The following is a 25,238-nucleotide window of genomic DNA, read 5'->3' on the forward strand; positions in this document are numbered from 1 at the left end:
CCGCCGGTCGACCCACCCGACCGGAAAAGGGAGTTATCGAAGCAACCCACGCCCCCCGCATCGGCCAGATGCGGGGGGCGTGTCAAGCCTGGGACCTCATCGCGTCAGCTATTCTGCCATTTGAAATCGGCAGGAAGGATACATTTGCCCGCATCATATTTGCCGACGCTGCGGATGATCTCCCGATCTTCGGGCTCGATCCGGCGGCCGCTGATCTGGCTATCGATCACGCGGCGGACAAGCGCATCGAGCTTGGTCACGAGATAGCAGTCGACCGCCGGCGGCGCGTGCGGATTGCCCACCCCGCTGTCGTCGGTAAGGAACAGGTAGCGCGACTGGGTCGCCGCGGCCATCGCCCGCATCGCATATTCGGCCTTGTCGGCGACGCCCGACGCAGCGACGGGGGTGATATGGATGCGTTTCGCGCGCGCCGCTTCCGCCGCGGCCCATGCCCGCCCGAACCGGTCGTCGTGCGGCGGCGCATCGGCGACGAGCAGCAATGACTTCACCGCATCGGGGCGCCAGTCCTGCCCGACCGCGCGGATCATCGCCTGGTCCATCGCTTCGGGATAATCACCGCCGCCATTGGCATCCTGCCGCGCCAGCGCGCCCTGCACGCGCCCGATGTCGCGATCGAACGCCACGGTCCGCGTAACATAATCGTCGCCCAGATCGCGGTAGAAGACAAAGCCGATCCGGATGTCGAGATCGCGATGCTTCGCAGTGATCGCGCCGATGATCGAGCGCAGTTCGGCCTGCAGATAATTGATCTCGTCGCCCATGCTGCCGGTCGTGTCGACAACGAGCATCAGGTCGAGCTTGGTCACCTTTGTCGCCGCCTGGTTTGCGGTGAGCCCGACGAGTTGCCCTCCGGCGGCGTTGGAGACGAGCACGGGCCGCGCGTCGGCGATGCTCCGCCCGGCCTTGCGCGCCGAAACGGTGATGCGCTCGCTCAACCGGTCGAGGCCAGGAAAAAAGACCGTGCTGCCGTCGGCCTGCGTCGCCATCGTGATGCTGTTGCCGTCGCTGCATGTCACGACAACGTCGGCAAAAGGGATCGGTTGGCCGTTGCGATCATTGACCTTGACCGTCACGACGCGCGTGGTGTCGACGCGTGGCAGGCTGCGCACCTCCTGCCCCAGATCGCCGCTGCGCCCCACGTAGGCGGCATAAAGCTCGGGGTTGAGCAGGTCGTCATGCTCGCCCGCGGTCAAAACGCCCGACTGCGGTTGCGGCCGCGGATAGGGACGCGGCGGCACGACGCCGGGGACAACGCGCGAAAAGTCAGACGACGAGCCCGCCGGCGGCGCGGACGCCTCGGCGCCGGCATCGCCGGCCTCGCCGTCAACCCGCGAACCGGTCATCACGACATCGCGCGCCGACTCCTCGTAAATCGGTGACGGTGAGGGCGGCGGCGGAGGAGGAGGAGGAGGAGGAGGAGGAGGAGGAGCCATCGTCGGCATCGCCTCGGCGCGCGTACGCTTGCTGCCCTTCGTCTTGATACCGCCGCTCGATTGCTGCTGTTGCGGCCGCGCCTCGGGCCCGAGTTGCGGCAAGGGACCGGCATTGCGGCAATAGCCTTGGTCGCCGGTCGGAGAGCTATATGCCATCGCGGCAGGTATTGGGGACGGCGCGGCGGCTATAACCGCGACCATCGTAACGCTCGTCATGAAACGGCTACGCATCATCAATCTCCCCGCCATGTGATACAATAACATCAAGCTGTCGCCCGGCCGCTGAACCGTGGCTGAACCGCGATGAAGCGCCTATTTACGGCGAGTTACGATGCTATGCGGCGGATCACAGGATCGAAATTTTTGCCCCTGCATGGCGTTCGACCCGCCCCGCCAGTTCGAGTTCGAGCAGGATCAACTGCACTGTCGATGCCGCCTGTCCCGACTGCCGAACCAACTCGTCGACCGCGACCGGGGTCGGCCCGAGCAGGTCGATCAGCGCGCGGCGCTCGCCGTCCCCGGCGTCGGACGATGGAGGCGCGCCGGCATATCGCGACGGGGGCTCGCGGACCATGCGCGTGTCGATCGGTCCGACCGCTTCCAGCACATCGTCGACCGTCTGGATCAAGGTCGCACCCTCCCGGATCAGCAGGTTGCAGCCCTGCGCGCGCGGGTCGAGCGGCGATCCCGGCACGGCCATCACCTCGCGGCCATAATCGCCGGCGCGCCGGGCGGTGATCAGCGACCCCGATTTCGGCGCCGCCTCGATTACTACGGTGCCGTGCGCAACACCGGCGATGATCCGGTTGCGCGAGGGAAAATGACGCGCGAGCGGTTCGGTGCCGGGCGGCTGCTCGGCGATGAGCAGCTGGTCGCTCGCGATCTTTTCCTGCAACGCGGCGTTTTCGGGTGGGAAGGCGACATCGATCCCGCTCGCAATCACCCCCGCCGTCGCGCCGCCGAGCGCGCCGATGTGCGCCGCGGTATCGACCCCGCGCGCCAGCCCGCTGACCACCGTGACGTCGCGCGCGGCGAGATCGGCGGCGAGCTGGCGCGCGAAGCGGCACGCAATCGCCGATGCGTTGCGCGCGCCGACGATCGCGACGCACGGCCGCTGGAGCATCGCGGTGTCGCCGCGCACGACGACCACGGGCGGCGCGCCTTCGACTTCGCGGAGCATCGGCGAATAATCATCCTCGTCACTGAAGACGTGCCGCGCGCCGAGCGACGCGACGCGCTCGACCTCGCGCTCGGCGACTTCGCGCGGCGCGATCCGCGCCCGTCCCGCTCCGCCGCGCAGCACAAGGTCGGGCAGGGCGTCGAGCGCGGCCTCGCCTGACCCGAACCGCGCCATCAGCTGGTGCCAGCTGACCGGTCCGACATGCGGCGTGCGGATCAATCGCAGCCGCGCCAGCCGTTCGGCGTGGGTCACGCACGCTCCTTGCTGGCGCCGACGCGCGGCTCGGTCCCGGCGCGCAGCCGCGCGATATTTTCGCGATGCCGCCACAGCACGATCACCGCGAGCCCTGCGAGCCCGATCGCATAGACCGGATAGCCGAACGCCAGCGCGGCGATCGGTGCCGATACCGCGCCGAGCATTCCGCCCAGCGACGAGATGCGTAGAAGCAAGACCGCGCCGAGCCAGACGACCGCGAATATCAGCCCGATGGGCCAGGCGAGCGCCAGCGCCAGCCCAAGCATTGTCGCAACGCCCTTTCCGCCCCTGAAATTCAGCCACACGGGATAACAGTGGCCGATCATTGCCGCCGCGCCCGCGATCATCGCGGCATGATCCCCGAGTGCAGGAACGAAATGCCGTGCGAGCAACACCGCGACGGCGCCCTTCGCGCCGTCGAGGATCAGGGTCGCCGCCGCCAGTTCCTTCCGTCCCGTGCGCAGCACATTGGTAGCGCCGATATTGCCCGACCCAATCTGGCGCAGATCGCCCGCACCGAACAGCCGGGTCAGGATAACGCCGAAGGGGATCGAACCCAGCAGGTAACCCGCAGCGATCAGCAAAAATATCGTCATAAATCCCCGCTCCGTTCGGCCCCTTTTGCCGGGGTTGGAAAAAGCAATCAACGGATTCGGACAGACGATCGCCGAAATGGACAAATCCGTCGTGTCCGAGAAGGCGGGGCGACGGGCATTGACCTGCCACCGCCGCCTGCTAGGCGACGCATATGCAATCGCCGCTCGCCAGCGCTCCTATCCTTTTCTTCGACAGCGGCCTCGGCGGGCTCACCGTGCTCGGCCCGACACGCGCGCTACTGCCGACCGCACCCATCGTCTATGCCGCCGATTATGCCGGGCTGCCCTATGGCAGGAAAAGCGACGAGGAACTCGCCGCTCGCGTCCCGGCGCTGCTCGGCCGCCTCGTCGAGCGGTATCAACCCCGGCTCGCCGTCATCGCGTGCAACACCGCCTCGACGATCGCACTTGGCCACGTCCGCGCCGCGCTCGACCTGCCGATTGTCGGCACCGTGCCGGCGATCAAACCCGCCGCCGAGATGACAAAGACCGGCGTGATCGGTGTGCTCGGCACCGAAGCGACGGTCCGCCAACCCTATGTCGATGATCTGAGCGTGCGGTTCGCCGGCGGAAAGACCGTGCTGCGCCACGGCAGCCCCGGGCTCGTCACCGGCGCCGAGGCCAAGCTGCGCGGCGACGCCGTTGATCCCTCCGTCATAGCGCGCGCGATCGCGGGCCTGCGCGATCAGCCGGGTGGCGATGCGATCGACGTCATCGTCCTCGCCTGCACCCACTTCCCGCTGCTCAAAGACGAATTGCAGGCGGCGGCGGGCCTCGACGTCAACCTGATCGACGGCGCCGCGGGCATCGCAAAGCGAATCGCCTATCTCACGGATGGCCAGGCTTGGCCCGACACGCCGCCGCCCGGCGTTGCCGTCTTCACCCGCTGCGACGACCGCCCGCCCCCGCTCCTCGCCGCGCTTACGCCCTATGGTATTGGGGCAATCGAAACGATCTAGTTCACTCTGCGCCACCGGCGCACGACGTCAGCCATGCACGATCCTCGGGCCCGGGTCCCTGCTCGCCCAGTTCGTCCGCGCGCGGCATTCCCAAGTGCCGGCCTTCGCTGGTGCAGGAGTGAAAATCGCGCCCACCTTCGACCAGCCGTCCGCCGCACAGACCCAGCTTCCGGTCGATAGCCTGCCAACCCACCTTCGCCGCGCCCGAAGGCGCGCGCCCGCTGCAATAGGTGTCGGTTTCCGACCCCGGGTCGCCACAAATCTTCTCGATATGCGCGACATTGGCATTCACTTTGCCGACAAAGCGTTGTTCATAATAAGCGTTGGTCGCGAAATAGCGCTGGACGCCGCAAAGCCGGTCGCCGCGCTGGGCGAGCATCTTATATTCACAGATTTCCGCGCCCTGATAGGTGTCGCAGCTCATCCAGCTCCCATCGAAAGGCGCTGGTGCCTGCGCGGGGGCCGGGTTCGACGCCCAAAGCGCTGCCGCAATCGGCACGATGACGGTCATGACGAGACGCATAGCGGCATCCTTTCCGTTTCCACTGGACTCGCAACTAGCCGTCGCGGATCGAATCGGAGGTGCGATCGATCACAGCGATGGCGATATCAAGGCGATAGGACAATTTGCCCCAGTGCTGCGAATCGTTCGCACTGGCCTTCGGCGCTTTTCAGCGTTATTGGCCCGCATGTTAATAGCCGCCGGGGGAGCGGCACCGAACGCTTGAGCGCATCTGACTGCGGGGCTGATACGTGAACTACAACGATATTTTCGCACGAGCCATCGACCGGCTGCACGAAGAGGGGCGCTACCGCGTCTTCATCGACATCCTGCGCAACAAGGGTGCCTTTCCGAACGCCCGCTGTTTCGCCGGCCACAACGGTCCGAAGCCGATTACTGTCTGGTGCTCGAACGACTATCTCGCAATGGGTCAGCACCCGAAGGTCGTCGCCGCAATGGAAGAGGCGCTGCACGATGTAGGCGCCGGTTCGGGCGGCACCCGCAACATCGGCGGCAACACCCATTATCATATCGATCTCGAGGCCGAACTCGCCGATTTGCACGGCAAGGAAGGCGCGCTGCTCTTCACGTCGGGCTATATCTCGAACGAAGCGACGCTCGGCACGCTCGGCAAGCTGCTGCCGAATTGCATCATCTATTCGGACGAGCTCAACCACGCCTCGATGATCGCCGGCATCCGTAACTCGGGCTGCGAAAAGCGCGTGTGGCGCCACAACGACCTTGAGCATCTCGAGGAGCTGCTGGCCGCCGACGACCCCGAAGCGGCGAAGCTGATCGCGTTCGAAAGCGTCTATTCGATGGATGGCGACGTCGCGCCGATCCACGCGATCTGCGACCTCGCCGAAAAATATAACGCGCTGACCTATTGCGACGAAGTCCATGCGGTCGGCATGTACGGCCCGCGCGGCGGCGGCATCACCGACCGCGACGAGGCGGCGCACCGCGTGACGATCATCGAAGGCACGCTGGGCAAGGCGTTCGGCGTGATGGGCGGCTATATCGCCGCCGACAAGAACATCATCGACGTGATCCGCAGCTATGCGCCGGGCTTCATCTTCACGACCAGCCTGTCGCCGGTGCTCGTCGCCGGCGTGCTCGCCAGCGTCCGCCATCTCAAGCAATCGAGCGTCGAGCGCGAAGCGCAGCAGGAGGCGGCCGCCTATCTCAAGCAGAGCTTTCGCGATGCTGGCCTGCCGGTGATGGATTCGACGACGCACATCGTCCCGCTGATGGTCGGCGACCCGGTGCGCGCCAAGAAGATCAGCGACATATTGCTCGCCGAATATGGCGTCTATGTGCAGCCGATCAATTTCCCGACCGTCCCGCGCGGCACTGAACGCCTGCGCTTCACGCCGGGTCCGGCGCATGACGAAGCGATGATGCGCGAGCTGACGCAAGCGCTCGTCGAAATCTGGGACCGGCTCGAACTGCAGCTTCTGAAGGCGGCGTGAGGACCGCGCCCGGCTATGACGACGTTGTCGTCGGACGCCGCTCGATCCGCGGGTTCCTCGACAAGCCCGTACCCAAGGCGCTGATCGCCGAGATCCTCGAGGTCGCGATGCGCGCGCCCTCGTCGTTCAACAACCAGTGCTGGAACTTCTCGGTCGTCACCGGCGCGCCGCTTGCAGCGATCCGCCAAGGTAATACCGACGGCATTCTCGCGGGCAAGCCCGACAGCCGCGAATTCCGCCGCTTCGACGGCATCGCCGACGACCATCGCGCGCGCCAGATCGAGATCGCCAAGCAACTCTTCGGTGCGATGGGCATCGCGCGCGAGGACAAGGGTGCGCGGCAAGACTGGGTGCTGCGCGGTTTCCGCCAGTTCGACGCGCCCGTCAGCATCGTCGTCACCTATGACCGCGTCCTGCTCGGCAGCGACATCGCGCCCTTCGACTGCGGCGCGGTGACCAACGCGCTGGTCAACGCCGCCTGGTCGCGTGGGCTCGGCTGCGTGATCAACAGCCAGGGGATCATGCAGAGCCCCGTCGTGCGCGAACATGCGCGCATCCCTGACGATCAGGTGATCATGATCTGTGTCGCGATGGGCTGGCCCGACGACGACTTTCCGGCGAATGCCGTGGTGTCGAACCGCAAGGGCGTTGACGAGGCGGTGCGGTTTGTCGGTTTCGACGACTGATTCCCGGGCGACAGCCGATTGACAAGGCGATAGGCTAAGGCGCGAATCCGACGCCGACGATCACGAAAGATTGCCATGCCCGCAACGCGTTATAGCTACACCGCAATCGCGCTGCACTGGCTCATCGCGCTGTTGCTGGCGTTCCAGATTGCGCTCGGCTGGGCGCTCGAAGGGAACAACAGCCCCGAACTCTTCGCCCGATACCAGCTCCACAAATCGATCGGCATCACGATCCTGCTGCTCAGCCTCGCGCGGCTGGTAATCCGGTTCGTCCTTCCGCGCCCGCCCGCATCCGACGGTCCGGCGTGGGCGCGTATGCTTGCCGCCATCGTCCATTGGCTCTTCTACCTCGTGATGATTCTCGGCCCCCTCACCGGCTGGCTGCTCGTATCGACCGCGCGCGTACAGGTGCCGACTTTGCTCTATGGCATCGTTCCGTGGCCTCATCTGCCCGTAGGGCGCAGTTGGCACGAACTCGCCGAGAGCATCCACGGCGCGATGGCATGGCTCGCGATTGGATTGTTCGCGCTCCATATCGCGGGCGCGCTTCGCCATCAGTGGCTGCTCGGCAAGCCCGAACTCCAGCGGATGATACCCTTTGCGCGAGGCAAGGCCGTCGGCGCTGCGATCGGGGCGCTGGTGCTCGTCGCGGGCGCATTCGCCGTGGGACAGATGGTCTATCCCGAGCGGAGCCGGACTGTCGCGGAAAACGCGGCGCCGGCGCCGACCGCCGCGCCCGTCGCGCCGCCTGTGGCGCCAGCTGCTTCCGCGACCGAGGATACCAAGGCTCCTGTCGAGGATGTCGCCCAGGAGGTTCCCGCGGACACGGTCGAACCGCTCGCCGATTGGACCGTCGCACCGGGCGGCCGCCTCGGCTTTACCGCGCGCTGGAACGGCGAAGCGGTTAACGGCAGCTTCGACCGCTGGCGCGCCGCCATCCGCTTCAGCCCCGACGAGCTCGCCAGGTCGACCATTCGCGTCACCGTGGACCTCGCCTCCACCGACACCGGCGACGGGCAGCGCGACGATTCACTGAAGGGCGGCGATTTCTTCAACGTCTCGGCCCACCCGAATGCGGCCTTCACGGCGCGCGACGTCCGGCATCTTGGCGGCGACCGTTACGAAGCGCGTGGCACGCTCGACCTGCGCGGCGCCAGCAAGCCCGCGACCGTGCGCTTCACGCTGCGCATCGACGGCGACAAGGCGCGCGTTGCCGGCACCGCGCGCATCGACCGCACGGCCTTCGGTGTAGGCCAGGGCGAATGGGCCGCGACGGACGCAATCGCCGCCGCGGTCGACGTCGATTTCTCGTTCAACGCCACCCGCCCTGCACCCTGATCAGCGCGGCGGCCGCCTGTCGATCCTGAGCGACCAGGCATAGCCGCGATGGAGGCGCGCTACCGACATTCGCGCTCCGGCATCGTTCGTGACTTCGCGCGCGGCTTCGATCAGCATCGCGCGGGGTTCGACATGAAAACGCGCGAGCCAGCCGAGCAGGGCCGCGCGCCACCAGCGCGGCAAATCCTCCTGCTGGCCGAAATCGACGATATGAAGCGACCCATGGGCCGACAGGCGGCGAAAGGCTTCACGTATCGCGCCCTGCCAATCGGGGATCATCGACAGCGTGTAGCTTTGGAAGATACGATCGAAAGTGTCGATACCAAATAGCGCGGTCGGATCGAAATCGGTGGCATCGCCTCGCGCGACGCGAATCCTCTTAGCCAGACCGGCGCGGGCGATCGACGTGCGCGCGCTCTCCAACATTTCTTCCGAAATATCGATGCCATAGAATCGCGCACCCGGCCAGCAACGTGCGGCCGCGATCAGGTTGCGCCCGGTTCCGCAGCCGATTTCGAGCACCCGGCCGCCGACCGGCGGTGTCAGCTCGTCGATCAGCCGGTCGCGGCCGAGCAGATAATATTTGCGGGTCAGGTCATAGATATGACGCTGTCCCCGATAGACGCCGTCCATCAGCGCGGCATGCCCCTCCCCCCGGTGCATGCTTCAGCCCTTCAAAACATAAAGATGGACCCCGCCATAGATTGCGGATCGGTCGCGACGCGTATAGTCGAGCGACGCTTGTTCGCGATACGCCCAGCGGCTTAGCAAATCGTCGGGAAGCCGTCCGGGCAGCAGGCTCGGCTCGGCGGCCGTGCGGAACAGCACGCGCGCGCCGGGCCGCGCGGTGCGCGTCACCTCGGTCCACAGCGCGGCGAGCTGCGCGTCGCTCATCCAGTCCTGCGCGTCGAGGAATATATATCGGTCGAAACTGGCCGCGTCGGCAGCGGCAAGCATATCGGTCATGTTGGCATGCAGCATCGTTACGCGGTCGGCGCGCGCTTTCACCGCGGCATAGTTCGCCGCCTGCAGATAGGGCGGCAGCGGCATCGTCACGCCCTTCCCATATCCGCGCCCGAATGCCTGCCACGCAAAATAATTCTCCTCGAGCGGAAAATCGCACGCGAGCTTTTCGAGCCGCGCGCGAAGCACATCGGCCATCGGCTTGCCGGCGGCGAGCGCGTCATATTGCGCGGGCGGGATACCGAGCCCGAACAGCGACGAACGCTGATCGGTCACCCAGCGGATGAATTTCCGGTCGAAAAAGGGCGCGAACTTGGCATCGAAGATCGCCCGCTGTTCCGCGATTGTCTTGGCTTCGAGGAACTGCCGCGGATCGACGCGGTGCATCCGCGCGACAAGGTGCGCGAGTCCGATGAAGTTTCCGAGCAGTCCGCCTTTGTAGAGCCCGCGCGCGAAGCCGTTGATGCGGCGGCGCCCGGCAAGGTCGCGGCCTTCCCAATAGCGGCGGCTCGTCTCGTCGAGATAAGGCCGGACGAACGCGCGATAATCGGCGATATTCGCGCTGCTGTCGGCATCGGCAAAGAAGCGCCGGAAGCTGAGATAGTCGGGAAGCCGCTGTATCGCGACGCGTTTCAGGTTGTTCAGCGCAACATGCGCGGTGTTGAGGTCGACCGCGACGATCTCGGCTGGGTCGGCGGTCAGATAGGAAAAGACGTTGCAGCCGCCGCTCGCGATGGTCGCGATCCGGTTGCCCGGCTCGATCGCCAGCGCCTCCATATCGACGACCGGGTCTTCCCAGATCTGGGCGTAAACAAGTCCTTTGAATGCAAGAGCGAAAGCGCGGTCGAGCAGGCGCTGCTTTTGGTGGGCATCCTCGCGCACAACGGCGGCGGCGATCTTGCGGTTAGGCTGGCTGGCCATGTAACGCGACTCCGGAACTGAAGGATCCGGGGCCGCGCATGGCAGGACTAGGTGCGATTCCCGCGACGTTTCGGTGACAAATCGGCGACAGGAGCGAAAAAACTTCCCCCATCCCGCCGCCGCCGAAATCACGCGCGGCGCAAATCAATCGCGACAGTAACCTTCGCCTTCCTTGACGATCAGGCATTCCTTCTTGCCCGCAAGATATTTGAGCCCGGTATCGTCGCCGTTGCCGCGGTGCAGCGACAGCTCTTCGTCGCCGCGCTTGAACTTGATGCCATGCTCGCTGTCCCAGCCATCATAGGTGCCCTTGGTATCAAGGTCCGACTGCATCTCGAGCTTGTATTTCTCGGGCGCCGCGGTGGTTATGGTGACGTACATGCCTTCCACCCCGGTCCATTTACCCGCCCAGCTTGCGAAGCGATGGGGCGCGGTGGCGGGATCGGCAGCGGCATTGCCGGTGCCGGCGGTCTCACTCGGCATCGTTTCGACCAGCACCTCTTCGGTGGTCGTCGGCTCGGCGGGCGCGGGCGCTTCGGCCTTTTCGCAGCCGGCCAGCAGCACCAGCGCCGCAGCGCTCGCCAAAATCACGCTTTTCTGCATCTTGCTTCTCCTTCCCCGTCCAAACGCATGCCGGCGGATAAGTTTCCGCCGGCCTATTCGGTGATGATCTCGGCGAATTTCAGCGGGTCGACATTGCCGCCCGACAGGGTGACGAGTGTCGCGTCGGTCACAGATACCTTCCCGGCGAGTACCGCCGCGAGCGCCGCCGCACCGCCGGGCTCGACGACGAGGTGCAGCTTCTCGAACGCCAGCCGCATCGCGTCGCGCACCTCGCTTCGCGTCACGGCCGCGCCCTTCACGCCGCGTGCCTGAAGGACCGCGAAGTTGATCGGCCAGGTCTCGGGCGTCTGGAGCGCATCGCATTCGGTCGGGAAAGCCATGTCTTCGACCGACAGGATCCTGCCGGCGGCAAGGCTGCGCGTCACATCGTCCCAGCCCTCGGGCTCGACCGCGACGATCTCGGCATCGGGACAGGCGAGCGCGAGCCCCGCCGACAGACCGCCCCCGCCGCAGCAGGCAATCACCTTGTCGGGACCGTCGATGCCGCGCGCTTTCATCTGCGCCGCCGCCTCGATCCCGGCGCTGCCCTGCCCCTCGATGATCCACGGGTCGCCATAGGCGTGAACCAGAGTTCCGCCACGCTCGGCGAGCAGCTTCGCAGCGACCGCGTCGCGCGATTCTGTGACGCGGTCGTAGAGCACCACCTCGGCGCCGAGCTTGCGTGTCGCGGCGAGCTTCATCGCCGGCGCGTTGCTCGGCATCACGATCGTCGCCTTGATCCCCAGCCGCTTTGCAGCCCAAGCGACGCCTTGCGCGTGATTGCCGCTCGATACGCCGACGACGCCCTCATTCGCCTGTTCGGGGCTGAGGTCGGTCAGCCGGTGCCACGCGCCGCGGATCTTGAACGCGCCGACGGGCTGCAGGCATTCGGCCTTGCACCAGACCGTCCTGCCGTCGACCTCGAGCGGCAACAGCGGCGTCTGCGGCAGCAATGCAGCGACTTTCGCCGCCGCGCGTTCGACCCCTGCGAGCGTCGGCGCGCGTGTCGGATCGATCAGGGTATCGGGGCTTTGCTGTGTCATGGCTTCGTCCTATAGGGCCGGGCATACAACACAAGCCGCAGCATAGCGGGCAGGAGATTTTTCATGAGCAAGGTATTGGTGATCGGCGCGGGTGGCGTCGGTTCGGTCGCGGTGCACAAGATGGCGATGAACCCCGACATCTTTCCCGACATCACGCTCGCGAGCCGCCGCAAGTTCAAATGCGATGCGATCGCCGAGTCGGTGAAGGAACGCACCGGCGTCACGATCAAGACCGCCGAGGTCGACGCCGACCATATCGACGCGACCGCGGCGCTGATCCGCTCGATCGGCGCGACGCATGTCGTCAACCTCGCGCTTCCCTATCAGGACCTCACTATCATGGAGGCGTGCCTGTCGACCGGCGCGCATTATCTCGACACCGCGAACTACGAACCGCGCGACGAGGCGAAGTTCGAATATCACTGGCAATGGGCTTATCAGGACCGTTTCAAGGAGGCGGGGCTGATGGCGCTGCTCGGCTCGGGCTTCGACCCCGGCGTGACGAGCGTCTTCACCACCTGGCTTCGCAAGCATCATTTCGACCGTATCGACACGCTCGACATTCTCGACTGCAACGGCGGCGACCATGGCCAGCATTTCGCGACCAACTTCAACCCGGAGATCAATATCCGCGAAGTGACCGCGGTCGCGCGCCACTGGGAAAACGGCGATTGGGTCGAAACCCCGCCGATGTCGGTGAAGCAGTCGTTCGACTTCGAGGCGGTGGGCCCCAAGAATATGTACCTCATGTATCATGAGGAGATCGAAAGCCTGAAGACCCACCTGCCCGAGATCAAGCGCATCCGTTTCTGGATGACCTTCGGCGACGCCTATATCCAGCACCTCACCGTGCTTCAAAATGTCGGCATGACGCGGATCGATCCGGTCATCTACGAAGGCCGCGAGATTGTCCCGCTGCAGTTCCTGAAAGCGGTGCTCCCCGAACCGTCGAGCCTTGGCGAAACCACCAAGGGCAAGACCAATATCGGCGTCATCGCGACCGGCCTCGGCAAGGACGGCAAGGAAAAAACGCTCTATCTCTACAATATTTGCGATCACGAGGACGCGTTCGCCGAAACGGGTAACCAAGCGGTGAGCTACACCACCGGCGTCCCCGCCATGATCGGCGCCGCGATGATGGTCACGGGCACCTGGTCGGGCGACGGCGTATTCAACATGGAGCAGATGGATCCCGATCCCTTCATGGACATGCTCAACAAGCACGGACTGCCCTGGCAGGTGAAGGAACTGGACGGTCCGCTCGATTTCTGATCGCTATTCTCTTTTCGTCATTCCCGCGAAAGCGGGAACCCAGTAGCGACGGTAGAACTGGGTTCCCGCTTTCGCGGGATGACGAAGGGTAGTTTGAGATCATGAAGCTCCATATTGCCGCGCTTGCCTTGCTCGCGGCCTTTTCCACCCCCGCCACCGCGCAAACCGACGACCCCTACGCCCCTGCCCGCGCGATTGTCGCCGACATCGGCAAGATCGTCGCCCCGAACGGCGTGCAGGAGACATTCGAAGTCACGCTCGGCGGCGCGCGGCAGGTCGTCAATGTCCGCGGATCGGACCGCGACAATCCGATCCTGATCTTCGTCCACGGCGGTCCGGGTGCGGTCGAGATGCCCTTCGCATGGGTCTTCCAGCGGCCATGGGAAGATGTCTTCACCGTCGTCCAGTACGACCAGCGTGGCGCAGGACGCAGCTATCCGCTGAACGATCCCGCGAAGCTCGCCCCGACGATGACCCCCGAACGCTACCGTGACGACGCCATCGAGCTGATCGAGTTGCTCAAGAAGCGCTACGCCAAGCGCAAGGTCGTGCTGATGGGGCACAGCTGGGGCTCGATCGTCGGCCTGTCGGTCGCGGTGAAGCGCCCCGACCTCCTCTACGCCTATGTCGGTGTCGGCCAAGGCATCGATTTTCGCGACGGCGAGAAGGCCGGCATGGCGTGGACGCGCGCGAAAGCGCTGGCCGCGGGCAACGCCGAAGCCGTCGCCGCGATCGACGCGCTCGCGCCCTATCCAGAGGGTGAGTTCACGATCGCAAAGGCCGACGGCTGGCGCAAATATGCGATCCCTTACGGTTCGCTCATCTACAACAAGCCCGACCTCAAATATTATTTCCAGACGCCGCGCCTCTCGCCCGAATATGGACCCGCCGACGTGCAGGCGTGGGGCAAGGGTAGCGAATTCTCGGTCACCACGCTCTGGCCGCGTCTCGCCGACGTCAGCTTCAAGTCGGTGCGCAAGATGGACGTACCGATCATCTTCCTGCTCGGGCGGCACGATTATACTGTTCCTTCGCCAGTGGCGGCTAACTGGTTCGCACAAGTCCAGGCCCCCTCGAAGAAGCTTATCTGGCTCGAACATTCGGCGCATATGCCAATGGTCGAGGAGCCGGGCCATTTCTTCGCCGCGCTGTTCCGCGACGTTCTGCCGCTGACGAAAGACCCCGAATGACCGCCTATCTCGCGCCGATCGGCCTCCTGTTCGTCTCGAACATCTTCATGACCTTTGCCTGGTATGGGCAGCTTGGCGCGGTGTCGCGGCCCGTGTGGCTTGCCGTGCTGGTCGCGTGGGGCATCGCCTTCTTCGAATATTGCCTTGTCATCCCCGCGAACCGCATCGGCTATGGCGCTTACAGCGCCGCCGAACTCAAGACCTTGCAAGAAGTCATAACCCTGATCATATTCGCGGGGTTCGCGGTCTTCTGGCTCGGTGAGAAGCTGACGGTGAACCATCTCGTCGGCTTCGGTCTGATCGCGGCGGGGGCGTTCTTCATCTTCAAGGGACCGATTGCGGTCACATAGGATATCACAGCGACATGGAAACCCGTGCCGGCGACCCCGGAGCTTTTGCCCGCTTCGACCTGACCCGCGTTCCTTCTCCCGCCTTCGTCGTCGATGCAGCGAAAGTGCGCGCGAACCTCGCGCTGCTGCGCCACATCGGCGACGCGTCGGGCGCGCGCGTGCTTGCGGCGCTCAAGGCCTTTTCAATGTGGTCGCTCGGGCCGACCGTCGCCAAATATCTCGACGGCGTATGCGCTTCCGGCCTTTACGAGGCGAGGCTCGGCCGCAGCGAATATGGCGGCGAAGTCGCCACCTATTGCGCGGGCTACAAGGAAGCCGACCTGCCCGAGATTGCGGCGCTGTCCGATCATCTCATCTTCAACTCGCCCGGTCAGATCGCGCGTTTCCGTCCGCTGCTCGATCAGCTTCGTACGCAGGGCGCGAGGTTCGACATCGGCCTCCGCATCAACCCCATGCACAGCGAGGGCGAGGTCGCGAAATACGACCCTGCCGCGCCGTGCAGCCGCCTCGGCTTCCCGATCAGCCAGTTGCTGCCCGAACATATGGAGGGCGTCGACGGCGTCCATATGCACAGCCTGTGCGAACAGGATTTCCCGCCGCTCCAACGCACCTGGAACGCGGTGCAACCGATGCTGCGTCCCTTCTTCAGCCAGCTTAAATGGATTAATTTCGGCGGCGGGCACCATGTGACGCGCGCTGACTATCAGGTCGACGACCTGATTGCCTTTCTGAAGCAGGTGCGCGCCGCGACCGATTGCGACGTGATGATCGAACCCGGTGAGGCGATCGCGCTCGACGCGGGCATCCTCGTCGGCGAAATCCTCGACCTGTTCGATAACGGCATGCCGATCGGCATCACCGACATTTCGGCGACCTGCCACATGCCCGACGTGATCGAGGCGCCCTATCGCCCGGCGATGCTCGACGAAGGGAGCGAGGGCATGCCGACGCGTCTCGGCGGCCCGTCGTGCCTCGCGGGCGACGTGATCGGCGACTATCGCCTGCCCGGCGGCGCGCGAATCGGCCAGCGCTTCGCCTTTCTCGACCAGGCACATTATTCGATGGTAAAGACCAACACATTCAACGGAGTTCCGCTGCCGTCGATCTGGCTGTGGGATAGCGACACCGACGAACTGACGCTGATCCGCGAATTCGGTTACGAGGATTTCAAGACGCGGCTGGGGTGATCTCCGCCAGCGCCTGGTGGATGTCGCTGACCACAACCGATCCCTCGCCCACCGAAGAGGCGACGCGCTTCACCGATCCTTTACGAACGTCGCCGACGGCATAGATGCGCGGCCAGCTCGTTTCGTAACGCGTCGGCATGCGGTCGAGCGACCAGCCCGCCTTGACGAGCTCCAGCGGCGCGATGTCGGTGCCGGTCTTTACGAAACCGCGCTCGTCGCACACCATCTCCTTGGGCAACCAGCTCGTATTCGGGCTGGCGCCGAGGAAAAGGAACAGAAAACCGCAATCGCAATGCCCCTCGTCGCCGGTATCGCGGCAACGATAGGTCAGGCCCGCCAGATGCTCTTCGCCGTGTAGCGCGATGACGTCGGTCGACGGGATGATCTCGATATTCGGGTGCTCTTCCAGCCGCTTGACGAGATATTCGGACATGGTGTCGCGCAGGCTCGACCGGCGGAAGATGACGTAGACCTTCTTCGCGACGCCGGCGAGATAGATGGCGCCCTGCCCCGCCGAATTGCCCGCGCCGACGATCGTCACCTCGGCGTCGCTGCACAGCTGCGCTTCCATCGGCGTCGCGCCATAATAGATACCGCGGCCTTCATACGCCTCGATCCCGTCGATCGGCAGCGTCTGATATTTGGCGCCGCTCGCGACGACCACCGCCCGGCTGCGCAGTTGGCGCCCATCGGCGAGGTGGAGGCAATAGGCGTCGCCGTCGCGGTTGATCGATGCCGCACGCACGGGCGATACCAGCCGCGCTCCGAATTTCTGCGCTTGCACCGTCGCACGGCGCGCCAGCTCGTTTCCCGAAATGCCGGTCGGGAAGCCGAGGTAATTTTCGATCTTCGACGACGTGCCCGCCTGCCCGCCGGGCGCGAGCGAGTCGAGCGCGATGACAGTCAGCCCTTCGGATGCCGCATAGACGGCGGCCGCCAAGCCGCCCGGCCCGCTTCCGACGACCAGCACGTCGGCAGTCGCGCCATCGGGGAGAAGGTCGAGCCCGAGCCCCGCGGCAAGCTGCTCGGGCGTCGGTTGGACCAGCACTTCGGCCGCGCCAAGAATAGCAACCGGCAATTGATCCTCGGTCAGCCCGCGTTCGGCGAGCAGATGCGCCGCCACCGGGCCGTCGGCGGGGTCGAACCAGCGATGCGCAACGCCATGCTTCATGAGCAGGTCGCGCATCGCATAGACGCTGCGGTCCATCGCCGCGCCGATGATGATCGTGACCGCAAAGCCGCGATGCTTGCTGAACTCGCGCCGCGCCGACAGCACGCGAATGAAGATATCAGAGAAATGGCTGTTACCCGCGATCAGCCGCTGGAAATCGGCATGGGCGATCCGCAAAATTTCCCCGTCTGCGCCCATTTCGACGCGCGAGAGGTGACGCTGCCCGGTTAGCACCGACAGGTCGCCTGCAAACTGCCCACGCTCCATCCAGCCGACGCGCTTGCGTCCTTCGTCGGTCGACGCGAAAATGTCGGTATGGCCCGACAGTGTGACGATACAGTCGGGCGCCATCTCACCCTCTTCGACGATCAGGTCGCCCGCCGCGCGCGATTCGACCGTGCCGAACGCCCGCAACTCGACCAGCTCCGCGTCGGAAAATGTGTGATTGACCTCGGCGCGGGAAACCATGACGGGTGAGTCCTTTCGGCTGTAGCTTGTCGATTATCCCTAACGTCGCCGCGGGCCTTTGTCTCGTATTTGCCCCGCTCGGCGCGAAGAGACCCCGCTTCGGCGCGCGCGCCACGCCCGCGTTACAAAATTGCGCGATAGGGCCTTTACAGGGGGGACCCCCCTCCATATATGCGCTTTCCGCTGCCCCAGGGGGACTTCCAATAACCGCAAGGCAGCCTTGGATGTTTAACTTTACCTTTGGGGGTCCCTTGCATTGCACCAGCATCATAGCGCCCACGGGCTGATTCAGGCACTTTCGCCGGTCGAACCTGTTACGCTTGTCCGCCCGCATGCCGCGCGGCGCGCTGCGCGTTTCTTCATCGAGCGATTTCCCGGCACGACCATGTATGCGGTCAAGGCGAATCCATCGCCCGACCTGCTGCGCGTACTGTGGGATTCGGGTGTCACCCATTATGACGTCGCGTCGATCGCCGAGGTTCGCCTCGTCGCGCGCACGCTGCCGCAGGCGACGCTCTGCTTCATGCACCCGGTGAAGGCCGAGGAAGCGATTTCCGAAGCCTATTGGAAGCATGGCGTGCGCACCTTTTCACTCGACACGCTCGACGAGCTCGAGAAGATCGTCCGTGCGACCGAGGGTGCGCAGGATCTGAACCTGCTCGTGCGCCTGCGCGTCTCCTCCGATCATTCGAAGCTCAGCCTCGCCGCCAAGTTCGGCGCCGAGCCCGACGAGGTCGCCGAACTGCTTATGGCGACGCGCCAGGCCGCCGACGCGCTCGGCATCTGCTTCCACGTCGGCAGCCAGGCGATGACCCCGCACGCCTATGCGCAGGCGATGGAACGTGTTCGCGCCGCGATCGTCGCGGCGTCGGTCACAGTTGACATCATCGATGTCGGCGGCGGCTTTCCCTCGTCCTATCCGGGCATGGAGCCGCCGCCGCTCGACGCCTATTTCGAGACGATCCACCGCAGCTTCGAAAGCCTGCCGATCAGCTATTCGGCCGAGCTCTGGTGCGAGCCGGGTCGCGCGCTGTCGGCCGAGTATAGCTCGCTGATCGTGCGTGTCGAAAAGCGCCGCGGCGAGGAACTCTATATCAACGATGGCGCCTATGGCGCGTTGTTCGACGCCGCGCATGTCGGCTGGCGCTTCCCCGTCACGCTGCAACGCGATGCGGGCAGCGACGCCGAGATGGTGCCGTTCAGCTTCTATGGTCCGACCTGCGACGATCTCGACCATATGGCGGGGCCCTTCTTCCTGCCCGCCGACATCAAGGCCGGCGATTTCATCGAGATCGGCATGCTCGGCGCCTATGGTTGCGCGATGCGGACCAAGTTCAACGGCTTCGGCGCCGACGAGACCCATGTCGTCAGCGACGAACCCATGGCCAGCCTCTACACCGGCGAAGTCGAACAGGAACGCCGCAGCGCGACGGTGACCAAGCTGTTCTGATCGCGACTGAATGGCGAAAAACAGAGGGCCGGCCGCGCGATGCGACCGGCCCTTTTCCTTTTGGACGGGGGCGCTAGATTGCGCCGCCCATGCAGCCCTTCCATCATCTCCTCGCCAACAACCTGATCGCCAATATCACCAATTTCACGGTGTGGTTCGCGCTGACCTTCTGGACCTTTCTCGAAACCCAATCGGTGTTCGCGACGGGGATGATCGCGGGCATCTATCTGGTGCTCACCGCGATGCTCGGCATCTGGTTCGGCAGCCTTGTCGACCATCACGGCAAGCGCAACATGATGCTCGTGTCGAGCATCGCGTCGCTTGCGCTCTACGCCGCCGCGCTGGCGGGATATGTACTCGACCCCGACGTTCGCGGCGCGGATACCGGCAGCGTCACACTCTGGCTTTTCATCCTCGTCACGATGTTCGCCGTGATCGTCGGCAATATCCGCATGATTGCGCTACCCACGCTGGTCACGTTGCTGGTGCCGGAGGATCGCCGCGACAAGGCGAATGGCCTCGTCGGCATGGTCAGCGGCATCGGTTTCCTGACGACATCGGCGATCAGCGGCTTCCTTGTCGCGTGGGGCGGAATGGCGGGGACGCTCGCCTTCGCGATCGGCTTCACGCTGGTCGCGATTTTCCACCTGCTGTTCGTTCGGGTCGACGAGCCGCGCGATACCGAAACGCACGACGCGCCGCGGCGCATCGACCTTGCCGGGACGCTCGGCGTCGTGCTCGGCATTCCGGGACTGATCGCGCTCATTCTTTTCACGACCTTCAACAACCTTTTGGGCGGCGTCTTCATGGCGCTGATGGACGCCTACGGCTTGTCGCTGATGAAAGTCGAGGAATGGGGGCTGCTCTGGGCCGTCATTTCCTGCGCCTTCATCCTCAGCGGGATGGTCATCGCGCGGACCGGACTCGGCGCAAACCCCGTCCGGACGCTGCTTTTCGTCAATCTCGCGGCATGGATCGTCGCGGTATTCTTCACCATCCAGTCGTCGATCCTGCTGCTCGCGGTCGGCTGCTTCATCTGGATGTTCCTCGGCCCCTATGCCGAGGCGGCCGAACAGACGACGCTGCAGAAGGTCGTTCCCTACGAACGGCAAGGCCGCGTTTTCCGCTTCGCCCAGTCGGTCGAGCAGTCGGCCTCGCCGCTCACCGCCTTCCTGATCGCGCCGCTGACGCAGTTAGTCTTCGTGCCGCTGATGACCGATGGCGCCGGCGCCGCGGCGATCGGCGACTGGTACGGCCGCGGGCCCGAGCGCGGCATCGCGATAGTCTTTTCGATCGCCGGAGCTCTCGGCGTGCTCGCGACGATAGGCGCTTTCCGGTCGAAATCCTATCGCCGGATATCGACCGCCTACGCCGTCGGAGCCGGTAACGAGGCGGGCCACCCGGCAGAACAGCCGGCCTGACGACGAAGCCTCTTCCGTTTTACTTTGCAATCATTCTATCCTGCTCGCGAAGCATAGAGAGGATGTGCGCATATGTTGTCAGGGATCCGGATCGTCGACCTTACCACGGTCATCTTCGGCCCCTATGCAACGCAGATGCTCGCCGATCTTGGCGCCGAGGTGATCAAGATCGAAACCCCCGGCATGGGCGATATATCGCGCTATCTGGGCAACGGCGTTCCCGACCCGACGATGGGTTCGATCCACCTCACCGTGAACCGCGGCAAGCGCTCGATCGCGCTCGACCTAAAAAAGCCCGAAGACGCGGCGGTGCTACGCGACCTGATCGCGGACGCCGACGTCTTTTTCCATAATGTGCGCGGCAAGGCGATCGCGCGGCTCGGCTTCGATTATGACGGCTGCAAGGCGCTCAAGTCCGATATCATTTACGTCCATGGCACCGGCTTCGGGCAGGACGGCCCCTACGCGGACCTTCAGGCCTATGACGACGTCATTCAGGCGGCGACCGGCACCACCAGCCTGCTTCCCCGCGTCGACGGCAACCCTGCCCCGCGCTATTTCCCGTCGCTGATCGCCGACAAGATCGCGGGCCAGTTCGGCGCGCAGGCGATCCTCGCGGCGCTCGTCCACAAACTCCGCACGGGTGAAGGGCAAGAGGTCGAAGTGCCGATGTTCGAATGCTTCGCTTCATTCATGCTCACCGAACATCTGCGCGACGATACGCTCGACCCGCCGATCGGGCCCGCCGGCTATCCGCGCCAGCTCGACCCGACGCGTCAGCCTTTCCCGACTAGCGACGGCCATCTCGCGATCGTTCCCTACACCCCCGAATCGACGGCGCGGCTGCTGAGCCTGCTGGGAAGCGCCGACCTGCTCGAAACGCCAGACTATGAAGCGGCAAAGGCAAAAGGGCAGCACATGCCGATCATCTACAGCGAGATCGCGCGCAAGACTCCGGCAAAGACCAGCGCCGAATGGCTGGAACTGTTCGCCGCCAATGACATCCCCGCGATGGCGGCGCGCGACCTTCAGGATGTCAGGGAAGACCCGCATCTGGTCGCCACCGGATTTTTCCGCGGCCGCACCCATCCCGATGTCGGCACCTTCCACGAAATGCAGCCGCCGGTGAAATATGGCGCGATGCCGCCCCGCGATCTCGGCTTCGCGCCGCGCGTCGACGGCGACGGCGCGGCGATCCGCGACGAACTCGCGGCCCGGCGTCGCTGAAATTTCACAATTGCATATCGGCGCGCCATCCCTAGCATCGCTGCCGTACGAAAAAGGGGGAGCCATATGACGCCGAACATCCTCGCGCCGGGCGCGGTGCTGATCCTGTGGACGCTCGTCATGCTTGTCTGGGTCGCGGTGACGCGTTTTCGCGCGCTCGCCAAATCGGGTATCGATCTCAAGGCAGCGCCACCAGGCGGTCGGGGCGGCGACCTCGAAGGCATATTGCCGCCCGTCACGAACTGGAAATCGCACAATTACACGCATCTGCTCGAACAGCCGACGCTCTTCTATGCCGTCATCCTGATCCTGCACGGCGTCGGCGGCTATCCGGCCTATGTCGTGTGGATCGCCTGGGCCTATGTCGCGCTGCGTGTCGTACACAGCGTCTGGCAGGCGACGGTGAACCGCATACCGGTGCGCTTTGCTATCTTTGCGGCGTCGACCCTGTGCCTTCTGGCGCTCGCGCTGCTCGCGGTCATCGCCACTTTGGGTTGAGGGGGAAGGAAAAAAGATGGACACGAACGATATCTTGGGACCGGTCGCGGCGCTCGCGCTCTGGTCGATGGTCATGTGGGTGTGGATGTATGCGACGCGCCTGCCAGCGATGAGCCGCGCGAAAATCGATACCGCAAACCTCGTCGGGGGCACCGGACAGAATCTGGAAAATGTCCTCCCGCCGCAGGTGCAGTGGAAGGCGCATAATTATAACCATCTGATGGAACAGCCGACGGTCTTTTATGCCGTCGCGATCGCGCTTGCGGTCGGCGGAATGGGCGGAGGGCTCAACACCCAGATCGCCTGGGCCTATGTCGCCCTCCGCATCGTCCACAGCCTGATTCAGGTGACCGTCAATCGCGTGATGTGGCGCTTCCTTGTCTTCGCGCTGGCCAGCCTCGCTTTATTCGCGCTCTGCCTGCACGCTTTCATGGGATTTGTGCTGCATTAAGCACGCCGCGTAAAGCGCGCGGCCAGTTCCACATGGGTCGACCAGCGGAACTGGCCGACGGGCTGGACCCAGTCGAGTGCATAGCCGCCTTCGACCAGCATTTTCGCGTCGCGGGCGAAGCTCGCGGGATTGCAGCTGACATAGGCGATCGCGGGCACGCTCGACACGGCGAGCTGTTTCACCTGCTCCTCGGCCCCGGCGCGCGGCGGGTCGAGGATGATCGCGCCGAAACGATTGAGCTCGGCGGGCACCAGCGGACGGCGGAACAGGTCGCGATGCTCGGTCGCGACGAGCGCGCGGGCGCGGTTCGCGGCGCCGGTCAGCGCCACGATCGCATCGCGCGCACCCTCGGCCGCATAGACTTTGCGTCCCGCCTGCACCGACAAGGCGAAAGTGCCCACCCCGGCGAACAGGTCGGCGACCGCGCCGGCGTCGCCGATCGCCTCGGCCACCGCATCGACTAGCGCCGCCTGACCCGCCGCGGTCGCCTGCAAAAAAGCGAATGGCGGGACTTCGACCAATATGTCGGCAAAGCGCATCGTCGGCGGCTCGGGCTGCCAGAGGATTTCGAGGCCCTCGCCCTGATCGATCGCAAAGCGCGCAAGATTGTGCGCACCGGCGAAATCCTGCAGCGCCATCGCCGCATCAAGGCCCTCGGCCTTGACGCCTTCCAATATCAACTCGACACCCTGATCGAGCATCTGGAGTTTGACTTTCACCGGGCGCCGCGGCTGTGCGATCGTTACCAGCAATTCGCGCACCGGCCCAATCAGCGCGAACAGCTCGGGAAGCAGCAACGGGCACATCCGTATGTCGACGATCTGGTTGCTCTGCGCGGCGTTGAACCCGACCGCCACCTGTTTGCCCATCCTGAGCGCGGTCAGCGCGGCGCGGCGGCGGCTTTGCGGCGGCGAAAGTTTCGCGGGACGCACGTCGCCATAGGGGACGTCCTGTCCCTCCAGCCCCCCGACAACCCGGTCGCGTACGAAATCGGCGAGCGCCGGTTCGGCGACATGCTGCAACTGGCACCCGCCGCATTTGCCGAAGTGGCGGCACACGGGATCGGCGCGGTTCGGCCCCGGAATGATGATGCCGTCGTCGCGCACGCGGTCGCCGGGAACGCCGCCCGCCACATGGCGACCATCGCCCGTCACGCCATCGCCGCGCGCGGCGATGCGCTCGATCAGCGCAGCTTCGCTCATGTCAGTCCCTTATCAGATCGTCGGCTATCAAGCCGGGGCCTATACGCGCGGCCCGCGCGATATGCCAGCCCACCGCGGCGACGGCGGCGTCGAACGCGTCGCCGCCGCGCGCCAGCATCGCGCCGCACGCGCCCGCGAGCACGTCGCCCGTCCCCGCCGTCGCCAGCCAGGGGCTCCCCGGCCACGCGACGACCACCCGGCCATCGGGGGCGGCGATCACCGTGTCGGCCCCCTTGTAGATGACGACCGCGCGCGTGCGCGCCGCGGCGGCCTTGGCCTTGTCGATCTTGCTGCCGTAAGCTTGCGGAAAGGCGCGCGCGAACTCGCCTTCGTGCGGCGTCAATATCGCCTTGCGCGGCGTTTCGGAGAGGCGCGGCAGCGCCGCGTCGATGGCCGCGGCGTCGAGCACCAACGGCTTGCCCGAATCGAGCGCCGCTTCGACGTCGAACAACAATTCGTCGCCTGCCGGAAACCCAGGCCCGATGACGACGGCGCCGACGCGCGGATCGTCGAGCCGCTCGCCGAACTTCTCGTCACTCTCGGTAATGATCGCCGAAAAGGGTGCGCGCTCGCTGCCGTCGAGCACGACATAGCCCGCCCCCGCGCGCAGCGCCGCCGCCGCGGCCAACCCCGCCGCACCGCGCATCGGTCCCGCAAAGACCAGCACCATGCCGCGCGTGAACTTGTGGGCGCTCGCCTCCGGTTTCGTCTCGCGCGACCTCGGCAGCGTCCGCATCGCCTTGTTCGCCGCTATGCCGATCGGCGCGAGCAGGACGCGGCCGCAGGCCGGCGCGCTCGGCAGCAGGACGTGCGCGGGCTTCAATGCCCCCAGCGCCAACGTCACATCGGCGCGAAGCGGCGGCATCCAGTCGGTGCCCCCGTCGCTATCGACCCCGCTCGGCACATCGACCGCCAATATGCGCCGGTCCGAAAAATGCTCGAGAACCGCCGCGAGATCGTCGGCGATGGGCCGCGAAAGGCCGACGCCGAACAGCGCATCGACGATCAGGGGCGCGGGCGCGAGGCGGCCATTGACGGTTTCAACGGGGCCGCTCCACCCCGCCCACGCCGTTTTCGCCAGCGCGGTCGCGGGTTCGGCCAACGCGGCGACCCGCACCGCCGCGCCGCGCTCGGCGAGCAATCTCGCGGCCACATAACCGTCACCGCCATTATTGCCTGGGCCGCAGAGGATAAGGATCGGCGCGCCCGCCGCCATCCGCCAGGCGGTATCGGCAACGGCCGCGCCCGCAAGCTCCATCAGTTCTGAAAGCGAGGTTCCCTGCACCGCGCACGCTGCTTCGGCCTCGCGCATCGCATTGCTGGTCAAGATCGGGGCGTCAGCGGGAACGGACATGGCTCCGCCCTATCACGATCGCGCG

24 protein-coding genes are annotated in these 25,238 nt (G+C 65.3%); 13 read left to right on the plus strand and 11 right to left on the minus strand.

From position 1 onward, the window contains the following. Nucleotides 1-104: 104 nt before the first annotated feature. The 3 genes from E5675_RS11065 to plsY all read right to left on the minus strand — a co-directional run bounded on the left by E5675_RS11065 (nucleotide 105) and on the right by plsY (nucleotide 3,485). Nucleotides 105-1,610, minus strand: coding sequence for a vWA domain-containing protein (locus tag E5675_RS11065; RefSeq protein WP_247594579.1), 1,506 nt, complete (start codon nucleotides 1,608-1,610; stop codon nucleotides 105-107). A gap of 190 nt (nucleotides 1,611-1,800) precedes the next feature. Continuing rightward, nucleotides 1,801-2,886 (minus strand): DNA-processing protein DprA, encoded by a 1,086-nt coding sequence (gene dprA, locus E5675_RS11070; RefSeq protein WP_136174563.1) that lies wholly within the window; start codon nucleotides 2,884-2,886, stop codon nucleotides 1,801-1,803. Then, nucleotides 2,883-3,485 (minus strand): glycerol-3-phosphate 1-O-acyltransferase PlsY, encoded by a 603-nt coding sequence (gene plsY / locus E5675_RS11075; protein ID WP_136174564.1) that lies wholly within the window; start codon nucleotides 3,483-3,485, stop codon nucleotides 2,883-2,885. Before plsY ends, dprA begins: the two co-directional genes overlap by 4 nt. Before the next feature lie 152 nt (nucleotides 3,486-3,637). Between plsY and murI the strand changes: the two genes are divergently transcribed. Then, entirely contained in the window at nucleotides 3,638-4,444 is an 807-nt protein-coding gene (gene murI / locus E5675_RS11080) for a glutamate racemase (protein ID WP_136174565.1), read from the plus strand. A 1-nt stretch (nucleotide 4,445) separates the two neighbouring features. Here the strand turns inward: murI and E5675_RS11085 are convergent, their stop codons facing one another. Further along, the gene (locus E5675_RS11085; protein WP_136174566.1) at nucleotides 4,446-4,967 is read right to left on the minus strand and encodes a hypothetical protein; all 522 of its coding nucleotides are present in this window, start codon (nucleotides 4,965-4,967) and stop codon (nucleotides 4,446-4,448) included. Between the two features lie 230 nt (nucleotides 4,968-5,197). On the opposite strand from E5675_RS11085, the gene hemA reads away from it, so the two are divergent. The 3 genes from hemA (at nucleotide 5,198) to E5675_RS11100 (ending at nucleotide 8,442) form a co-directional block, all read left to right on the plus strand. Continuing rightward, nucleotides 5,198-6,418, plus strand: coding sequence for a 5-aminolevulinate synthase (hemA, locus tag E5675_RS11090; protein WP_136174567.1), 1,221 nt, complete (start codon nucleotides 5,198-5,200; stop codon nucleotides 6,416-6,418). Further along, nucleotides 6,415-7,104 carry a nitroreductase family protein gene (locus tag E5675_RS11095; RefSeq protein ID WP_136174568.1) on the plus strand — a complete coding sequence of 230 codons (690 nt, stop codon included), beginning with the start codon at nucleotides 6,415-6,417 and terminating at the stop codon, nucleotides 7,102-7,104. The genes hemA and E5675_RS11095 overlap by 4 nt, the downstream gene beginning before the upstream one ends. Nucleotides 7,105-7,179: 75 nt before the next feature. After that, nucleotides 7,180-8,442: a YceI family protein gene (locus tag E5675_RS11100; protein WP_136174569.1), complete on the plus strand. Its 1,263-nt coding sequence runs from the start codon at nucleotides 7,180-7,182 to the stop codon at nucleotides 8,440-8,442. On the opposite strand, the gene E5675_RS11105 is transcribed toward E5675_RS11100, so the two are convergent. The 4 genes from E5675_RS11105 to E5675_RS11120 form a co-directional block, all read right to left on the minus strand. Continuing rightward, nucleotides 8,443-9,105 (minus strand): class I SAM-dependent methyltransferase, encoded by a 663-nt coding sequence (locus tag E5675_RS11105; protein WP_247594580.1) that lies wholly within the window; start codon nucleotides 9,103-9,105, stop codon nucleotides 8,443-8,445. It lies immediately after the preceding gene. A 3-nt stretch (nucleotides 9,106-9,108) separates the two neighbouring features. Next, nucleotides 9,109-10,326: a DUF3419 family protein gene (locus tag E5675_RS11110; protein WP_136174570.1), complete on the minus strand. Its 1,218-nt coding sequence runs from the start codon at nucleotides 10,324-10,326 to the stop codon at nucleotides 9,109-9,111. Between the two features lie 144 nt (nucleotides 10,327-10,470). Then, complete coding sequence (locus E5675_RS11115; RefSeq protein WP_136174571.1) at nucleotides 10,471-10,929, minus strand: hypothetical protein; 459 nt, start codon at nucleotides 10,927-10,929, stop codon at nucleotides 10,471-10,473. Between the two features lie 53 nt (nucleotides 10,930-10,982). Then, a complete protein-coding gene (locus E5675_RS11120; RefSeq protein ID WP_136174572.1) occupies nucleotides 10,983-11,972 on the minus strand; it encodes a pyridoxal-phosphate dependent enzyme in 990 nt (329 codons plus the stop codon). Nucleotides 11,973-12,035: 63 nt separating this feature from the next. Here E5675_RS11120 and E5675_RS11125 point away from each other — a divergent pair, with 63 nt between their 5' ends. From E5675_RS11125 to E5675_RS11140, 4 genes are all read left to right on the plus strand, one after another. Next, entirely contained in the window at nucleotides 12,036-13,244 is a 1,209-nt protein-coding gene (locus E5675_RS11125; protein ID WP_136174573.1) for a saccharopine dehydrogenase family protein, read from the plus strand. 101 nt (nucleotides 13,245-13,345) lie between these two features. Next, on the plus strand, nucleotides 13,346-14,434 hold the full coding sequence (locus tag E5675_RS11130; RefSeq protein WP_210727514.1) for an alpha/beta hydrolase: 1,089 nt from the start codon (nucleotides 13,346-13,348) through the stop codon (nucleotides 14,432-14,434). Further along, nucleotides 14,431-14,784 carry a DMT family protein gene (locus E5675_RS11135; RefSeq protein WP_136174575.1) on the plus strand — a complete coding sequence of 118 codons (354 nt, stop codon included), beginning with the start codon at nucleotides 14,431-14,433 and terminating at the stop codon, nucleotides 14,782-14,784. The genes E5675_RS11130 and E5675_RS11135 overlap by 4 nt, the downstream gene beginning before the upstream one ends. A 14-nt stretch (nucleotides 14,785-14,798) precedes the next feature. Further along, nucleotides 14,799-15,971, plus strand: a complete 1,173-nt coding sequence (locus E5675_RS11140; RefSeq protein WP_136174576.1) for a carboxynorspermidine decarboxylase — start codon at nucleotides 14,799-14,801, stop codon at nucleotides 15,969-15,971. Here E5675_RS11140 and E5675_RS11145 read toward each other — a convergent pair. Further along, the gene (locus tag E5675_RS11145) at nucleotides 15,952-17,610 is read right to left on the minus strand and encodes an FAD-dependent oxidoreductase (RefSeq protein ID WP_136174577.1); all 1,659 of its coding nucleotides are present in this window, start codon (nucleotides 17,608-17,610) and stop codon (nucleotides 15,952-15,954) included. The genes E5675_RS11140 and E5675_RS11145 overlap by 20 nt on opposite strands. Nucleotides 17,611-17,866: 256 nt before the next feature. Here E5675_RS11145 and E5675_RS11150 point away from each other — a divergent pair, with 256 nt between their 5' ends. From E5675_RS11150 to E5675_RS11170, 5 genes are all read left to right on the plus strand, one after another. Next, nucleotides 17,867-19,060, plus strand: coding sequence for a type III PLP-dependent enzyme (locus tag E5675_RS11150; RefSeq protein ID WP_136174578.1), 1,194 nt, complete (start codon nucleotides 17,867-17,869; stop codon nucleotides 19,058-19,060). 89 nt (nucleotides 19,061-19,149) lie between these two features. Continuing rightward, nucleotides 19,150-20,481 carry an MFS transporter gene (locus E5675_RS11155; RefSeq protein WP_136174579.1) on the plus strand — a complete coding sequence of 444 codons (1,332 nt, stop codon included), beginning with the start codon at nucleotides 19,150-19,152 and terminating at the stop codon, nucleotides 20,479-20,481. Between the two features lie 72 nt (nucleotides 20,482-20,553). Next, nucleotides 20,554-21,708 (plus strand): CoA transferase, encoded by a 1,155-nt coding sequence (locus tag E5675_RS11160; protein WP_136174580.1) that lies wholly within the window; start codon nucleotides 20,554-20,556, stop codon nucleotides 21,706-21,708. A gap of 66 nt (nucleotides 21,709-21,774) precedes the next feature. Continuing rightward, nucleotides 21,775-22,206 (plus strand): MAPEG family protein, encoded by a 432-nt coding sequence (locus E5675_RS11165; protein ID WP_136174581.1) that lies wholly within the window; start codon nucleotides 21,775-21,777, stop codon nucleotides 22,204-22,206. A gap of 16 nt (nucleotides 22,207-22,222) precedes the next feature. Beyond that, nucleotides 22,223-22,657 carry an MAPEG family protein gene (locus tag E5675_RS11170; RefSeq protein ID WP_136174582.1) on the plus strand — a complete coding sequence of 145 codons (435 nt, stop codon included), beginning with the start codon at nucleotides 22,223-22,225 and terminating at the stop codon, nucleotides 22,655-22,657. On the opposite strand, the gene E5675_RS11175 is transcribed toward E5675_RS11170, so the two are convergent. Both E5675_RS11175 and E5675_RS11180 read right to left on the minus strand, forming a co-directional pair. After that, nucleotides 22,654-23,859, minus strand: coding sequence for a class I SAM-dependent RNA methyltransferase (locus E5675_RS11175; protein WP_136174583.1), 1,206 nt, complete (start codon nucleotides 23,857-23,859; stop codon nucleotides 22,654-22,656). The genes E5675_RS11170 and E5675_RS11175 overlap by 4 nt on opposite strands. A gap of 1 nt (nucleotide 23,860) precedes the next feature. After that, nucleotides 23,861-25,213 (minus strand): NAD(P)H-hydrate dehydratase, encoded by a 1,353-nt coding sequence (locus tag E5675_RS11180; protein WP_136174584.1) that lies wholly within the window; start codon nucleotides 25,211-25,213, stop codon nucleotides 23,861-23,863. Between the last annotated feature and the right edge of the window lie 25 nt (nucleotides 25,214-25,238).

The organism is Sphingopyxis sp. PAMC25046 (genome assembly GCF_004795895.1).
Classification (GTDB): domain Bacteria; phylum Pseudomonadota; class Alphaproteobacteria; order Sphingomonadales; family Sphingomonadaceae; genus Sphingopyxis.